The 14,083-nt window shown below is 70.6% G+C and carries 15 protein-coding genes; 12 read left to right on the top strand and 3 right to left on the bottom strand.

Features of this window, described 5'->3' with window-relative positions:
* Positions 1-25: 25 nt before the first annotated feature.
* Both ACZ7OU_RS05275 and ACZ7OU_RS05270 read left to right on the top strand, forming a co-directional pair.
* Positions 26-1,222: a glycosyltransferase family 4 protein gene (locus tag ACZ7OU_RS05275; RefSeq protein WP_470239934.1), complete on the top strand. Its 1,197-nt coding sequence runs from the start codon at positions 26-28 to the stop codon at positions 1,220-1,222.
* Positions 1,209-1,832 carry an acyltransferase gene (locus ACZ7OU_RS05270; RefSeq protein WP_470254311.1) on the top strand — a complete coding sequence of 208 codons (624 nt, stop codon included), beginning with the start codon at positions 1,209-1,211 and terminating at the stop codon, positions 1,830-1,832. The genes ACZ7OU_RS05275 and ACZ7OU_RS05270 overlap by 14 nt, the downstream gene beginning before the upstream one ends.
* A 162-nt stretch (positions 1,833-1,994) precedes the next feature.
* Here ACZ7OU_RS05270 and ACZ7OU_RS05265 read toward each other — a convergent pair whose 3' ends face one another.
* On the bottom strand, positions 1,995-2,591 hold the full coding sequence (locus ACZ7OU_RS05265) for a hypothetical protein (RefSeq protein WP_470254310.1): 597 nt from the start codon (positions 2,589-2,591) through the stop codon (positions 1,995-1,997).
* 118 nt (positions 2,592-2,709) lie between these two features.
* Between ACZ7OU_RS05265 and ACZ7OU_RS05260 the strand changes: the two genes are divergently transcribed.
* Genes ACZ7OU_RS05260 through ACZ7OU_RS05250 form a run of 3 tightly spaced genes read left to right on the top strand, consistent with a single transcriptional unit; the run spans position 2,710 to position 5,388 of the window.
* Positions 2,710-3,222, top strand: coding sequence for a SigE family RNA polymerase sigma factor (locus ACZ7OU_RS05260; RefSeq protein ID WP_470239931.1), 513 nt, complete (start codon positions 2,710-2,712; stop codon positions 3,220-3,222).
* Positions 3,219-3,941, top strand: coding sequence for a hypothetical protein (locus ACZ7OU_RS05255; protein WP_470239930.1), 723 nt, complete (start codon positions 3,219-3,221; stop codon positions 3,939-3,941). Before ACZ7OU_RS05260 ends, ACZ7OU_RS05255 begins: the two co-directional genes overlap by 4 nt.
* A gap of 55 nt (positions 3,942-3,996) precedes the next feature.
* Complete coding sequence (locus ACZ7OU_RS05250) at positions 3,997-5,388, top strand: M20/M25/M40 family metallo-hydrolase (protein WP_470254309.1); 1,392 nt, start codon at positions 3,997-3,999, stop codon at positions 5,386-5,388.
* Here the strand turns inward: ACZ7OU_RS05250 and ACZ7OU_RS05245 are convergent.
* Positions 5,385-6,341: a Gfo/Idh/MocA family protein gene (locus tag ACZ7OU_RS05245; protein WP_470239928.1), complete on the bottom strand. Its 957-nt coding sequence runs from the start codon at positions 6,339-6,341 to the stop codon at positions 5,385-5,387. The genes ACZ7OU_RS05250 and ACZ7OU_RS05245 overlap by 4 nt on opposite strands.
* Positions 6,338-7,444 (bottom strand): DegT/DnrJ/EryC1/StrS family aminotransferase, encoded by a 1,107-nt coding sequence (locus tag ACZ7OU_RS05240; protein WP_470254308.1) that lies wholly within the window; start codon positions 7,442-7,444, stop codon positions 6,338-6,340. Before ACZ7OU_RS05240 ends, ACZ7OU_RS05245 begins: the two co-directional genes overlap by 4 nt.
* A gap of 149 nt (positions 7,445-7,593) precedes the next feature.
* Here ACZ7OU_RS05240 and ACZ7OU_RS05235 point away from each other — a divergent pair, with 149 nt between their 5' ends.
* The 7 genes from ACZ7OU_RS05235 to ACZ7OU_RS05205 are packed head-to-tail and all read left to right on the top strand — an operon-like array spanning position 7,594 to position 13,964.
* Positions 7,594-8,313 carry a UDP-N-acetylglucosamine acyltransferase gene (locus ACZ7OU_RS05235; protein ID WP_470254307.1) on the top strand — a complete coding sequence of 240 codons (720 nt, stop codon included), beginning with the start codon at positions 7,594-7,596 and terminating at the stop codon, positions 8,311-8,313.
* An 11-nt stretch (positions 8,314-8,324) separates the two neighbouring features.
* Entirely contained in the window at positions 8,325-8,567 is a 243-nt protein-coding gene (locus tag ACZ7OU_RS05230) for an acyl carrier protein (protein ID WP_470239925.1), read from the top strand.
* Positions 8,560-9,291 carry an SDR family NAD(P)-dependent oxidoreductase gene (locus ACZ7OU_RS05225; RefSeq protein ID WP_470239924.1) on the top strand — a complete coding sequence of 244 codons (732 nt, stop codon included), beginning with the start codon at positions 8,560-8,562 and terminating at the stop codon, positions 9,289-9,291. The genes ACZ7OU_RS05230 and ACZ7OU_RS05225 overlap by 8 nt, the downstream gene beginning before the upstream one ends.
* A complete protein-coding gene (locus ACZ7OU_RS05220; RefSeq protein WP_470254306.1) occupies positions 9,288-10,682 on the top strand; it encodes an AMP-binding protein in 1,395 nt (464 codons plus the stop codon). Before ACZ7OU_RS05225 ends, ACZ7OU_RS05220 begins: the two co-directional genes overlap by 4 nt.
* Positions 10,679-11,731 carry a LuxE/PaaK family acyltransferase gene (locus ACZ7OU_RS05215; RefSeq protein WP_470254305.1) on the top strand — a complete coding sequence of 351 codons (1,053 nt, stop codon included), beginning with the start codon at positions 10,679-10,681 and terminating at the stop codon, positions 11,729-11,731. The genes ACZ7OU_RS05220 and ACZ7OU_RS05215 overlap by 4 nt, the downstream gene beginning before the upstream one ends.
* Positions 11,728-12,987 carry an acyl-CoA reductase gene (locus ACZ7OU_RS05210; protein WP_470254304.1) on the top strand — a complete coding sequence of 420 codons (1,260 nt, stop codon included), beginning with the start codon at positions 11,728-11,730 and terminating at the stop codon, positions 12,985-12,987. The genes ACZ7OU_RS05215 and ACZ7OU_RS05210 overlap by 4 nt, the downstream gene beginning before the upstream one ends.
* Positions 12,984-13,964 carry a lysylphosphatidylglycerol synthase transmembrane domain-containing protein gene (locus ACZ7OU_RS05205; RefSeq protein WP_470239920.1) on the top strand — a complete coding sequence of 327 codons (981 nt, stop codon included), beginning with the start codon at positions 12,984-12,986 and terminating at the stop codon, positions 13,962-13,964. Before ACZ7OU_RS05210 ends, ACZ7OU_RS05205 begins: the two co-directional genes overlap by 4 nt.
* The last annotated feature ends 119 nt before the right edge of the window (positions 13,965-14,083 follow it).

Here is a 14,083-nt window from a genome sequence, read left to right as displayed (position 1 = left end):
CGCGGGCCCAGCCCGAGGACGTGCGATGCGCATCGCGGTGGTCAACAACTTCTTCCCGCCGCGAGTCGGCGGGAGCGCGCACATGTCGGCGTCGCTGGCGGCGCAGTTCGTGGAGGCCGGGCACGAAGTCCTGGCCATCACGGCCGCCTACGCCGACGCCCCGGCCGAGGAGGAGCGCGACGGCTACCGCGTCGTGCGCCTCCCGGCGGTGAAGATGCCGCAGATCGGCCTGTCGATCGACTTCGACATGAGCTTCGCGTCGCTGCGGCCGGGCAACTGGCGGCGGCTGTGGAAGCTGCTCGACGAGTTCAAGCCGGACGCGGTCCACCTGCACGGCCAGTTCTTCGACTTGTCGTGGCTGGCCGGGATCTACGCGCGGCGGCACCACATCCCGGTGCTGCTCACCATCCACACCCTGCTGATCAGCGACAACAAGCTGTACGGCGGCGTGTTCCGGATGCTCGACGCCCTGCTGGTGCGGCCGATCCTGCGCTACATCCGGCCGCGCTACGTCATCCTCGACAAGCTCGGCGTCGACTACTGCGTCGAGCGCTACGGCACCAGCGACGCGAACTCGGAGTACTTCCCGATCGCGGTCGACACCGGCCACTTCGCGAAGCCGGTGACGAAGGACGTCCGCGCGGAGCACGAGATCGGTGACGCACCGCTGATCGTCTCGCTCGGGCACGTCATCCCGCTGCGCAACCGGCTGCCGCTGATCGAGGCCCTGCCGTCCATCCTGGACAAGCACCCCGGTGTCCGGGTGGTCGTCGTCGGCCGCGTCTACCACGACGCGTTCCTGAAGCGTGCCGCCGAACTGGGCGTCTCGGAAGCACTGGTGGTCACGGGCGCGGTGCCGAAGGCGGACGTCCCGGCGTACTTCGCGGCGGCGGACATCGTGACGCACGATCTCAACGGCGGCTGCGGCACGGCGTCGCTGGAGGCGATGCTGTCCGGCACGGCGACGATCGCGTCGGCGACCGAGGACAACTACCCCGGCATCGAGCTGCGCAACGGCGAGAACGTGCTGCTGGTGCGTCCAGACGACTCCGAAGCCGTCGCCTCGACGGTCATCGAGCTGCTCGACGACCCGGAGAAGCGGGCGCTGATCGGGCAGCGCGAGAGCGAGATGGTCCGGTCGAACTTCGGCCTCGACGTCGTCGCCGAGGAACACCTTCGCACGTTCGAGAAAATGGTGTCGGAAGCGGATGTTCTTCGATGACGAGCGCAGCCACCGGCTGCGCCCGCAGATCCTGACCGAGCTCGTCTCGCAGTACATGAACGACGCCGAACGGGCGCAGTTCTACGGGCTGCCCGAGACGTGCCGGGTGCGCGAACGCGTGAAGATCATCAGCCCCGAGAACCTCAAGATGGGCGACCACTGCTGGGTCGGCGAGGGCGCGGCGCTCGACGCGAGCGGCGGGCTGGAGATCGGCGAGCACACCAGCATCGGGCTGAACACGCTGATCTTCACGCACTCGAGCTGGCTCGCGAACATGACGCTGCAGAACCATTCGGGCAGCGACCTGATCGAGCGCAAGCCGGTCAAGATCGGCAAGGGCTGCTTCATCGGCGGCCTGGTGGTGATCATGGCGGGCGTGACGATCGGCGACTTCGCCACGGTGCAGCCGAACTCGGTGGTGGCGAAGGACGTTCCCCCGCGGACGCTGGTGGCAGGCAACCCGGCCCGGGTGTTCCAGCGGTACGACGACGAGTACATCCAGTCCGAAGTGGACCGGGTCCGGACGGAGAACGCGCGCCGCCGCGAGATCGCGGAGGAACGCGGTCAGGCCCCCGGCTGGGGCGCGCCTTCGGGCGACTTCTCGGAGTGAAGATGGATGACGGCGGCACCGGCCGTGAAGCCGGCGCCGCCGTCGGGGAACCGCTCGTACCCACAGGTCAGCACGGGTGCGGGCGGAAGCCTTCGCACGTGAGCGCGCGTCCGACAATCTAGTCCGGGGTGACCGAGGGCAAGGTATCGGTTACACAACGTTTCAGCCGTGGCCGACGTCCGTGTTGCCCGCGGGGAGCTTGTTGCCGGCCGCGTCGTAGGCCTTCAGCCGCGCCGGGTCGGGCGTGCCGAGGTCGAACCAGAACACGACGACGTTCGGGTCCGCGCTCCAGCGGGCCTGGTGCGCGACGCCCGCCGAGCTCGTGATCTTCGCGGCCGGGCCGACGTAGTAACCGAAGCTCGGCACTTCGTGGCCGTCGACGGTGATGCCCCCGGTCACGGCGTGGAAGCCGGTCGCCTTGTCGGACCCCGACGACTCGTTCGCGATGACCAGGTCGCCGTCGGCGCTCGTGCCGGCCATGATGCCGAACGTCGTCTGCGGGAGCCGCGGTTCCTGCACCTTGACGCCGTAGAAGACCAGGTCGCCGATGCCCGACGGGATCAGCTCGCCCAGCACCTCGTGCCCGGGCGCGGCCACGCGGGTCGGCGGCGGCGAAACCGGCGCGGCGGCGAGCGCGACCGGCGCGGCCGGCGCAACGGGTGCGGCAGGCGCGGCGTTCGCACTGGTCAGCACGCCGGACACGGCCAGCGCGCCGCACGCGGCGACGACGGTTCCGGCGATGACGAGGCGTTTCCTCATGCGGTTCCTCCCTCGGCGACAAGATCGTCCGGGGTAACGACGGGCGTACGCTCGGAAAGGTTGAGAGCAACCTTTCCGCGGCCCGGCCGTCGCTGGGAGGGACGGAACGAGGTGACGGATGGCGCGCGGCGACGACGAGTTCGCGGACTTCGTGCGTGCGTCCTCGGCCCGGCTCACCCACGCCGCCTACCTGCTGACCGGCGACCGCCACCAAGCGGAGGATGCCGCGCAGACCGCCTTCACGCGCACGTACGCGGCTTGGTCGCGGGTCCGGCACAAGGACGCCTACGGCTACGCCCGCACCGTCCTGATGAACCACGTCATCGACGGCTGGCGGCGCCCGATCCGCGAGTACGCCACCGAGGCGATGCCCGACCAGCAGGACCGGCTCGACGTCGACCAGGCCGTCACCCAGCGCGCGTGGCTCACCGCGGTGCTCCGGACGCTGACCGCCCGCGAACGCGCCGTCGTCGTGCTCCGCCACTTCTTCGACCTGCCCGAAGCCGACGTGGCCCGTGAGCTCGGCGTTTCGCTGGGTACCGTGAAGAGCACGAACTCCCGGGCGCTGGCCAAGCTGCGCGTCGAGGCCGGCACGGGCGAGGACACGCTGATCGGAGGGAGCGGGCGATGAACGACCTCGACGACTTCCGCGCCGCCCTCCGGCAGCCCCCCGACGAGCCTTTCGCCGAACCCGACCTGGCCCGGATCGTGGCCGACGGCACGCGCATCCGGCGTCGCCGCCGCGTGCTGACGACCACCGCGGGCATCGCGTCCGCGGCCGCCGTCGTGCTGGTGGTCGTGTTCGCCGTCCAGCTGCGGCAGCCCGCTCCGGCGCCGGTCGCGCAGCCGCCGGCCCCGCCGACGTCGTCCGCACCCGCACCCGCGCCGACCACCTCGACGCCCGAACGGCCGCCGCTCGGCGACGTCGTCGGCACCGGGATCCTGACGAAGGCCGGCGAGATCGTCTTCTTCGCGCGGGAGGTCGACGAACCGCAGCTGCTGCCGGACATCCACTTCGGCCTCGTCGCCGGCTTCCGCTCGGGCACCTCGGTGCAGGCCGCGCTGGCCACGAACGAGGTCCGCGGCTCCGACCGGTCGTTCGGCTTCCACGCCACCGACGGCGGCGAGGTCCTGCAAGACCAGCTCATCCCGGTCTTCGGCTACTTCGCCGGCCCGGCGACGAGGATCACGACGACCGTCCACGGCAAGACCATCGAGGCCACCCTGGCCAAGTGGACCCAGGACCCGAACGTGGTCTTCTTCTGGTTCGACCCGGTCCTCGTGCCGGACTCCGCGTCGCTGACCCCGCTGATCGCCTACGACGGGAACGGCAAGCGGCTCACCAAGTAGCCGCGCGTCCGGTCGGCGGTACACGGCGTCCCCGTGCGGGCGTAAGACCGGTTCCGTGACCTCTCGACGAGTGTTCCTCACCGCTTCGGCCGTGCTGGGAGCCGCTTCCGCGGTCGGAGTCCCCGCCGGCGCCACCGAACTCGGGGACCGCGGCCCCGGCGTTCCCGTCGGCCCCCAGCGGCCCGGCCCGGACCTGCGGGCCCTGCTCCGGCAGGTCGACGAGCGCCGGATCGAGGCGACCGTGCGGCGGCTGGCCGCGTTCAGCACCCGGCACACGCTGTCCGCCCAAGCCGACCCGGTGCGCGGCATCGGCGCCGCGCGCGACTGGCTGTTCGCGCAGTACCAGCAGGTCGCGGCCGCTTCCGGCGGGCGGATGACCGTCGAGCTGCAGTCGTACGTCCAGCCGCCGGCCGACCGGATCCCGGTGCCGACGACGATCACGAACGTCGTCGCGACGCTGCACGGGTCGACCGAACCCGGCCGCGTGTACGTCGTTTCGGGTCACTACGACTCACGCCGCACCGACGTCATGGACTTCACCGGAGACGCGCCGGGAGCGGACGACGACGCTTCGGGCGTCGCGGTCGCGCTGGAGCTGGCGCGGGTCCTCTCGACCCGGCAGCCGGCCGCGACGATCGTCTTCGCCGCCGTCGCGGGCGAGGAGCAGGGCCTTTACGGCGCGCGGCACCTGGCGCAGCAGTTCAAGGCCGCCGGCACCGACGTCCAGGCGATGTTCACCGACGACATCGTCGGCTCCAGCCGGGCCGACGACGGCACGCGCGACCCGACGACCATCCGCCTGTTCGCCGAGGGCGTCCCGACCGCGGAGACGCCGGCCGAGGCGAACCTGCGGCGCAGCATCGGCGGCGAGAACGACTCACCGCCGCGGCAGCTGGCCCGGTTCGTGAAGTCCGTGGCGGAGAACGATGCGACCGGGATGACGGTCCGCGTGATCTACCGCCGTGACCGCTACCTGCGCGGCGGCGACCACATCGGCTTCCTGGAACAGGGCTACCCGGCGGCGCGGTTCACCGAGCCCGCCGAGGACTTCGCGCACCAGCACCAGGACGTCCGCGTGGAGAACGGCGTCCAGTACGGCGATCTGCCGGAGTTCTGCGACTTCCCGTTCATCGCCAGGGTCGCGCGGGCCAACGGCGCCGCGCTGTGGTCGCTCGCGATGGCGCCGGGCACGCCGAAGGGCGTCAAGATCCGCACGGCGGCCCTGACGAACGACTCCGAGCTGCTGTGGGACGCGACGCCGGGCGCGGTCGGCTACGAGGTCCTCTGGCGCGAGACGACGGCGCCGGACTGGACGCACGCGATCGACGTCGGCCCGGCGTTGACGGCGAAGATCGACCTGTCCAAGGACAACGTCTTCTTCGCCGTCCGCGCGGTGGGCTCCGGCGGGCGCCGGAGCCCGGCCGCGTTCCCGGTGCCGGTCAGCTAGGCCGCGGCCTGCGTCAGGACCTGCTCGACGACGTGGTGCGACGGCAGGATCAGCTCGCGCTCGGTGGCGGCGTCGACCTTGCCCTCCAGCAGGTCGCAGAACTGGTCCAGCTGCGAGGCCAGCGGTTCGCGCGCCGTGATCAGCTCGGGGATCTCGATCACCGTCTGCTGCCGGTAGCCGAGGCCGTCCGGGGTGACGGAGTCGTGCGAGACGTGCCGGTAGATCGTGACGTCGCGGCGCAGCAGGTCGATCTCGATCAGCCGGTCCAGCTCCGACACGACCAGCGACCGGACCTTCTTCTGGCCCAGCCGCGAGGCCGAGACCGTGGCCAGGCCGGTCGGGAACGACAGCACCGTCTCGATCGTGTCCTCGGCGCCGTCGACCGACGACGGGTGGAAGTAGCCCGCACCGGAGGTGACCCGCGACGGCGTCGCACCGCCGAAGAACTGGATCGCCAGGTCGACGTCGTGCACCAGGAGGTCCCACGCGACACCGGTCTTGATGCGCGGCGCGTACGGGCCGTGGCGGCGCGCCATCAGGTGCACCGGCTCGTTCACCAGCGCCCGCGCGGTCATGACGGCCGGGTTGTAGCGCTCCAGCAGCCCGCACATCAGCGGGACGTCCTTCGACGCCGACAGCGCGACGATCTCCTGGGAGAGCTCGTAGCTGTTGCACACCGGCTTTTCCACCAGCATCGGCTTGCCCTGGCCGAGGATCTCCTGCGCCAGCTCGTAGTGCGCCTCGGTGGCCGACGCCAGCACGACGGCGTCCACATCGGACAGTGAGCCGATTTCCGGCGTCCACCGCGTTTCGTACCGCTCGGCGACGGCCTTGCCCGCCTCCTCGCGCGGATCGATCACGCGGACGAGCGACACGCGGTCGTTGCCGGCCAGCACGCGGGCGTGCAGCGATCCCATGTTCCCGGTCCCGACAAGTGCGATCCGATGCGTCATGCGCCCAGTACCTCGCGAACGGTTTCGATGATGGTGTCCAGTTCGGACTCGGTCAGGTGCGGGTGCACCGGCAGCGAGACGGCTTGGTTCGCGACGGCGGCGGCCACCGGGAAGTCCTCGACGCGGGCGTCGGGGATCAGCGGGTGCCCCTGGTAGCAGGCGTAGTCGAAGACGACCTTCGGGTAGTAGATGCCGTTCCCGATGCCGCGTTCGGTGAGCGCCTGGGTGAACTCGTCGCGCGAGAGCATCGCGTGCGGCCCGACCAGCACGGTGTACTGGTGCCAGACGTGGTCGCGCCCGGGCAGCACCTGCGGGATGTCGAGGCCCGGCGTGCCGGCGAGGCCTTCGGACAGCCGCTTCGCGTTCGCCTGGCGGGCCGCGGTCAGCTGGTCCAGCTTCGCGAGCTGCGGGATGCCGACGGCGGCGTGCAGGTCGGTCATCCGGTAGTTGTGGCCGGCCATCTCGTACTGGTACCGGGCGCGCATGCCCTGGTTGCGCAGCACGCGGAGCCGGTCGGCCAGCACGTCGTCGTCCGTCGTGATGACGCCGCCCTCGGCGGTCGTGATGTTCTTCGTCGCGTACAGCGAGAAGCAGCCGATGCCGAACGAGCCGGCCGGCTTGCCCTCGAACGTCGCGCCGACGGCCTGTGCCGAGTCTTCGATGACCTGCAGGCCGTGCTCGGCGGCCAGCGGGCCGAGCTTGCCCATGTCCGCGGTCTGGCCGTAGAGGTGCACCGGCATGAGCACCTTCGTGCGGTCGGTCACGGCCTTCGTCACGGCGTCGGAGTCGATCGCGAAGTCGTCGCGCCGGATGTCGGCGAACCGGACGGTCGCGCCGGCTTCGAGGATCGCGTTGAGCGTCGCGACGAAGGTGAACGGCGAGGTGATGACCTCGTCGCCCGGCTGCAGGTCGAGGACCTGCAGCGCCGCGACCAGCGCGGTCGTCCCGTTGTTGACGGCGACCGCGTGCTTGGTCCCGGAGACGGTGGCGAACGCGTCTTCGAAGCGTTTGACCATCGGGCCCTGTGCGATGGCCCCGGAGCGCAGCACCTCGACGACGAGGTCCTCCGCGTCGCGGACGTCGACCACGGTGATGGGGATCATGGGCAGTCTCTCCCGGCAGGCGATTTCGGTGCGTCCGGTACCATGAGCCGCCGATTCTGCGCCCGGCTGCCCTGCGTGAACGCGGGCCACACGCTACCGGGCGTGTCCGCGCACCGAGCACCCAGCCGCCGACGAACGGATACCCGCCCGTGGTCAACCGCATCCACCCGACCGCCGTCCTCGGTGAAGGCGTCGAACTCGGCGACGACAACGTGATCGGGCCGTTCGCGGTGGTCGTCGGACCGGCCCGGATCGGCGACGGCAACTGGATCGGCCCGCACGTGACGATCGGCACACCCGGCGAGGACCGCGGCCGTCCCCACCCCGCGGCCTGGGACGAAGCCCCGGCCGGTGACGCGGATCACGACGGCCACGGCGTCCTCATCGGCAGCCGCAACCGGATCCGCGAGTACGTGAGTGTCCACCAAGGGACCTGGCGGACGACGACGATCGGCAGCGACGGCTACTTCCTGCGCGGCTCCCACATCGCGCACGACTGCCTGGTCGGCGACGGTGTGACGATCGCCTCCAACGCCGTCACGGGTGGCCACTGCCACATCTGGGACGGCGCCAACCTCGGCATGGGTGCGATCCTGCACCAGAAGGTCGTGGTCGGGCCGGGCGCGATGGTCGGGATGGGCTCGGCGGTGCGGCGCGAGATCGGCGCGTTCACCATCGCCGTCGGCAACCCGGCCCGCGTCACCGGCCTCAACGTCATCGGCCTGTCCCGCCGCGGCGTCGACGAGGCGACCATCGAGGTACTGGGACCGTGGTTGAAGGGCAAGGAAGGTCTCCCGGACGCCACCCTGCCCGGCGACCTCTCTACCTTGGTCAAGGCGTGGGACGCCCGCCCGCGCGACGAGCACTAGGAGTCAAGAGCATGTCGGTTGCCCCCAAGCTGCGCGAGGTCTTCATCGAGGCACTGGACCTCGACAGCGGCGTGGACGTCGAGAACCTGAAGTACCGCGACCTCGAGGCGTGGGACTCCGTCGGCCACATGGCGCTGGTCGCGGCCATCGAGGACGAGTTCGACGTCGAGTTCGACACCGACCAGGTGATCGACATGTCGAGCTTCAAGGTCGCCGTGGACATGGTGACCGAGCTGCAGGCGAAGAATGACTGATCTGTCCGGTCGCGTCGCGCTCGTCACCGGGGGGACGCGGGGGATCGGCCTGGCCACCGTGCGCGCGCTCGCCGAGGCGGGCGCGACGGTGGTCCTCACCGGCCGCGACGAAGCCCGCGCCAAGGAAGCCGCTTCGGCGGTCGGCGCGGCCGCGGGGCTCGCCCTCGACGTCACCGACGCGAAGGCGGTGTCTTCGCTGGTCAGGGGCGTCGCGAAGGAGCACGGCAAGCTCGACATCGTCGTGGCCAACGCCGGGATCATGGAGGACGCGCTCCTCGGGATGATCCGCGAGGAGCTCGTCGACACGACGCTGAGCACCAACGTCGCCGGCACGCTGCACACCGTCCAGGCCGCGGCCCGGGCGATGATGCGCAAGAAGACCGGCGCGATCGTGGTGCTCGCCTCGATCGTCGGCGAGTACGGGAGCGCCGGTCAGACGGTGTACGCGGCGTCGAAGGCCGCGGTGGCGAACATCGCGCGTTCGGCGGCGAAGGAGCTCGGCCGGTCGGGCATCCGCGTGAACGCGGTCGCGCCGGGCGTGATCGAGACCGACTTGACCGCCGGCCTGAGCGAGGACGCGAAGGCGGAGAACACCGGCAAGACGCCGCTCGGGCGCCTGGGCCGGGCGGAAGACGTGGCGAACGCGATCCGGTTCCTGGTGAGTGATGAGGCGTCCTTCATCACCGGGCAGGTGCTGGGCGTCGACGGAGGCTTGGTGCTGTGACTTTGCTGGGTGCGGGAGCTCGGCTGGTGGACGTGGCCGGGGGCCGCTCGCTGGCGGGGGCGGAACTGTCGGCCGAGGTCGGCAAGCGGATGGAGGAGCTGGCCGCGCTGCCGGTCGGCGTCGTGTTCGCGAGGATGTCTGCCGACCTGCCGAGCGTGCTGACCTACCTGGGCGCGTTCGAGTCCGGCCGGGCGATCGCGCTGATCGATCCGGCGCTGGACGTCGACGTGCTGGCCGGGCTGGTCTCGCGCTTCCGCCCGGCGGCCGTGCTGGCGGCCTCGGGTGACGCGCCCGACGGGTACTCGGTGCGGGGCGCGGACTGGGTCCGCGACTCCGCCGAGGGGGTCCGGCCGCACCCCGACCTGGCCGTGCTGCTCCCGACCAGCGGGTCGACCGGCAACCCCAAGCTCGTCCGGCTCTCGCGGCAGGCGATCCTGGCCAACGCCGACGCCATCGCGCAGGTGCTGCGCATCGACGCCGACGAGGTCGCGCCGACCTGCCTGCCGCTGCACTACAGCTACGGGCTCTCGGTGCTGAACTCGCACCTGGTGCGCGACGCGACCGTCGTGATCGAGCCGTCCGGCGTGCTCGGCCGTGGTTTTTGGGACGCGGTGACCAAGTACGGCGTGACGTCCCTCTCAGGCGTCCCGTACCACTACGAAATGCTGCGGCGGCTCAAGTTCGACCCCGCGAAGTACCCGACGCTGCGCACGCTGACGCAGGCCGGCGGGCGGCTGCGCGACGACCTGATCGCCGAGTTCAACGACAAGATGCTGGCCGTCGGCGGCCGGATGTACGTCATGTACGGCCAGACCGAGGCCGCGCCGCGGATGACCACGGTGCCCGCCGAAAGACTGGCCGAAAAGCTCGGTTCCGCCGGGCCGGCGCTGCCGGGCGGGGCGTTCTCGGTCCGTCGCGACGACGGGTCGGAGACCACGCACCCCAAAATCGTCGGTGAGGTCGTCTACCGTGGGCCCAATGTGATGCTGGGTTACGCGGACGACGAGTCCGGCCTGGCCAAGGGCGACGAATGCGGCGGCGTGCTCGCCACCGGTGACCTCGGGTACCTCGACCAAGAGGGGTACCTGTTCATCACCGGGCGGCTCAAGCGCATCGGCAAGGTGTTCGGCAACCGCATCAGCCTCGACGACCTCGAACAAGCCGTGCGCACGGCGGCGGTCGGGATCGACGTGGTGGCGGCGGTGCCCGCCGGCGACAAGGTGGTGCTGTTCGCCGAGGGCGTCGACAAGGACATCTGCAAGGACGCGTCGCGGGCGCTGTCCGAGCGGCTGCACCTGCACGCCAGCGGGTTCGACGTCCGCCCGATCGACACCGTGCCGCTGCTGGCCAGCGGCAAGATCGACTACCGGTCACTGGAGGCCAAGGTATGAGTGTGTTCACTCGGTCGCAGGCCGACCGGGAAGCCTTGCTGCTGCCCGAGCTCGCCGCGCTGACGGCACACCACCGGGCGAACTCCGAGGGCTACGAGCGGATCCTGGCTTCGCTGGGGATCGCGCCGTCCTCGACCTTCGCCACGATCGCGGACCTGCCGTGGCTGCCCGTGCGGATGTTCAAGACGCACGACCTGAAGTCCGTGCCGGACAGCGAGGTGTTCAAGACCCTCACGTCGTCCGGCACCACCGGCGCCGGCGCGTCGCGGATCTACCTCGACAAGGAGGCGGCGGGCGCGCAGACCAAGCAGCTGGGCGCGACGCTGCAGGAGGTCCTCGGCGGCGAGCGGCTGCCGATGCTGATGGTCGACACCATCGGCATCATCAAGAACCGCCGCTCGTTCTCCGCGCGCGGCGCGGGCGTGCTGGGCATGGCGAACTTCGGCCGCAAGCACACCTACGTGCTCGACGAGAACGACAAGCCGGACGTCGAGGCGGTCAAGAAGTTCCTGGCCGAGTACGGCGGCAAGCCGTTCCTGATCTTCGGCTTCACGTTCATGGTCTGGCAGTACCTCTACGAGGTCGCCCGGGAGCACCGCCTCGACCTGTCGAACGGCATCCTCGTCCACTCCGGTGGCTGGAAGAAGCTGATCGACCGCGCGGTGGACAACACCGAGTTCCGGCGGCGCTTCAAGGAGGACACCGGGCTCACCCGGATCCACAACTACTACGGGATGATCGAGCAGATCGGCACGGTGTTCCTCGAAGGACAGTCCGGAAACTCGCTCTACTGCCCGGACTTCGCCGACGTCGTGATCCGGAACCCGGAGACGTGGGAAGAGCAGCCGGTCGGGGAGCCGGGCGTGATCGAGGTCGTCTCGACGCTGCCGCGGTCCTACCCGGGCCACGTGCTGCTCACCGAGGATCTCGGTGTCTACAACGGCATCGACGACGGTGACTGGCCGGGCAAGCACTTCTCCGTCCTCGGCCGGCTGCCGAAGGCCGAGGCCCGCGGCTGCTCGGACACGTTCTCGGGAGCGGCGGCGTGACCACTCTGACCCAGCGTTTTCCCGCGGCGCCCGCGGTTTCCGTGAGCGACCTGGTCGACGAGCTGCGCGCGTCGCCCCCGGGTGGCCGGCTGCGCGTCGGCGACCCGCGGATCGTCGAGTTCATCACGAAGTTCGCCCGCAAGCTGCTGGCCCCGGCCACCGCGCGCCGGTTCCCCGAACTGGCATCTCTCGGGTTCTTCCTGCGCAAGGGCGAGATCGCCCGGGCGCTATCCACCCTGGACACTTCGGGTGACGCGCTGCGGTTCCCGCGCGGGCTGGTGTTCCACGTGCCGCCGGCGAACGTCGACACGATCTTCGTCTACTCGTGGGCACTGTCGGCGCTGGCGGGCAACCACAACGTCGTGCGGGTGTCGTCGCGCTCGGCCGGTGCCGCCGAGGCGGTGCTGGACGCGCTGAACGCGGCACTGTCCGAAGTGGACGCTGACACCGCGGCCGCGATCACGGCGACCCAGCGCATGGTGACGTACGACCGCAGCGACGAGGTGAGCGGCGCCCTGTCGCTGGCCGCCGACCTGCGCGTCATCTGGGGCGGCGACACTTCGGTCGCGGCGCTGCGCCAGTACCCGCTGGCGCCGCACGCGCGTGACCTGACGTTCCCGGACCGCTCGTCGTTCGCCGTCGCGTCGGTGGCGGGCTGGCAGCGGGCGTCCGCCGAGGAGCGTCGCGCGGCCGCCGAAGGCTTCTACAACGACTCGTACTGGTTCGACCAGGCCGCCTGCTCGTCACCGCGCGCGGTGTTCTGGGTCGGTGACGCCGCGGGCGCCCAGGCCGCGGGCCGGGAGTTCCGCACGCTGCTCGCGGCGGTCTTGGCGGCGAAGCAGCACGTCACCGAGCCGGCGATGGCGGTCCAAAAGCGCGTCTCGGCGTACGGCGCGGCGGTCGACGGGCTGGTCAAGGAGATCGCGTTCGACGGCAACGGACTGGCCACCTTGGAGCTGGCGGACCCGGCGGTGCTGCCGCGGGAATGGCTCGGCGCCGGCACGTTCGCGAACGCGCAAGTGTCCACTTTGTCTGATCTGGTACCGATCGTCCTGCGCAAAGACCAGACGGTCAGCCAATACGGCTTCACCGTCGAGGAACTGACGGCGTTCGCGCACGAGCTCGCGGGCCGCGGCGTCGACCGGATCGTGCCGTTCGGCTCGGCCCTGACGTTCTCCGCCGTGTGGGACGGCTACGATCTCCTCACCGAATTCAGCCGCCTCGTCACGGTGCAGGCCGGAGGAGACCGTCGATGACGACAGTTGAGACGCCCGAGGAACTCCCGGCTGCGGGAAAGCAGCGGAAGTCCACCAAGGCGAAGATCCTCGATGTCGCCAGATGGGTCGCGATCCTGCTGGTCATCGGCTTCGCGGCCAAGCAGCTGGCCTCGAACTGGGGTGAGTTCTGGCACACCCTGCACGACGTCGCGTGGCAGTCTTCGCTGCTCAGCCTCGTCGCCCTGATCGCGGCGATCATGGTGTCGACCTGGGGCTGGCAGGTCATGGTCGACGACCTCGGCAAGCCGATCGGCTACGCCAGGGGAGCGCAGATCTGCCTGGTCGGCTCGCTCGGCAAGTACGTGCCGGGGTCGGTCTGGGCGTACCTGCTGCAGATGGAGCTGGGCCGCAAGGCGGGCCTGGCCCGCGCGAGGATCTTCACGGGCTCGCTGATCCAGCTGGGCGTGGGCGTGGTGTCGGCGCTGGTGGTGTCGCTCCTGGCGGCGCCGGCGGTGTTCAGCCACAGCCCCCGCGCGCTGTGGCTGTTCGTGCTGATCCCGGTCGGCCTGGCGATGCTGCACCCGAAGATCCTGACGTGGGGCACGTCCCTGGTGCTCAAGCTCCTCCGGCGGCCCCCGCTGGCCCACCCCCTGAGCTGGCGGGTGGTCACCAAGGTCTTCGGCGCCTCGACGGTGGCGTGGTGCCTGCAGGGAATCCACCTGTGGCTCCTGGCGAACTCGGTCGGTACGCCCGGTTTCAGCGGTTTCGTCCTGTGCGTCGGCGCGATGGCAGTCGCGATGACGGTGGGGACGTTCGCGTTCATCCTCCCGAGCGGCGTGGGCGTCCGCGAGGTCGCCCAGGTGGCGGTCCTGACGGCCAGCGGCCTGACGGTCGGCCAGGCGACGGCGTTCGCGGTGGCGTCCCGGGTGATGTTCACGGTGGCCGACCTGCTGACGGCGGGCCTGGCCGCGGTGGCGGCCCGCTCCACCCGCCCGGCGGTCACCCCCGTCGCCTGAGCGGCTCGCTCAGCCGGCTGACCAGGTTGTCCACCGGCTGTACCCAAGTTGTCCACAGGCGTTACGCACATGTGGACAACTTGGGATCGCCCTCGTGGTGAACCGCGCCGGTGAGTCAC

The organism is Amycolatopsis sp. NPDC114505, assembly GCF_055633615.1.
The sequence above is the reverse complement of the archived record's forward strand: the minus strand, read 5'-3'. Positions and strand labels throughout refer to the sequence as shown.

Bases quoted from the DNA above. Each gene is read 5' to 3' on its own strand.
- ACZ7OU_RS05230 (WP_470239925.1), top strand. From the start codon at position 8,325: ATGTCGGTTGCCCCCAAGCTGCGCGAGGTCTTCATCGAGGCACTGGAC.
- ACZ7OU_RS05275 (WP_470239934.1), top strand. From the start codon at position 26: ATGCGCATCGCGGTGGTCAACAACTTCTTCCCGCCGCGAGTCGGCGGG.
- ACZ7OU_RS05205 (WP_470239920.1), top strand. From the start codon at position 12,984: ATGACGACAGTTGAGACGCCCGAGGAACTCCCGGCTGCGGGAAAGCAG.
- ACZ7OU_RS05215 (WP_470254305.1), top strand. From the start codon at position 10,679: ATGAGTGTGTTCACTCGGTCGCAGGCCGACCGGGAAGCCTTGCTGCTG.
- ACZ7OU_RS05245 (WP_470239928.1), bottom strand. From the start codon at position 6,341: ATGACGCATCGGATCGCACTTGTCGGGACCGGGAACATGGGATCGCTG.
- ACZ7OU_RS05265 (WP_470254310.1), bottom strand. From the start codon at position 2,591: ATGAGGAAACGCCTCGTCATCGCCGGAACCGTCGTCGCCGCGTGCGGC.
- ACZ7OU_RS05225 (WP_470239924.1), top strand. From the start codon at position 8,560: ATGACTGATCTGTCCGGTCGCGTCGCGCTCGTCACCGGGGGGACGCGG.
- ACZ7OU_RS05240 (WP_470254308.1), bottom strand. From the start codon at position 7,444: ATGATCCCCATCACCGTGGTCGACGTCCGCGACGCGGAGGACCTCGTC.
- ACZ7OU_RS05255 (WP_470239930.1), top strand. From the start codon at position 3,219: ATGAACGACCTCGACGACTTCCGCGCCGCCCTCCGGCAGCCCCCCGAC.
- ACZ7OU_RS05260 (WP_470239931.1), top strand. From the start codon at position 2,710: ATGGCGCGCGGCGACGACGAGTTCGCGGACTTCGTGCGTGCGTCCTCG.
- ACZ7OU_RS05270 (WP_470254311.1), top strand. From the start codon at position 1,209: ATGTTCTTCGATGACGAGCGCAGCCACCGGCTGCGCCCGCAGATCCTG.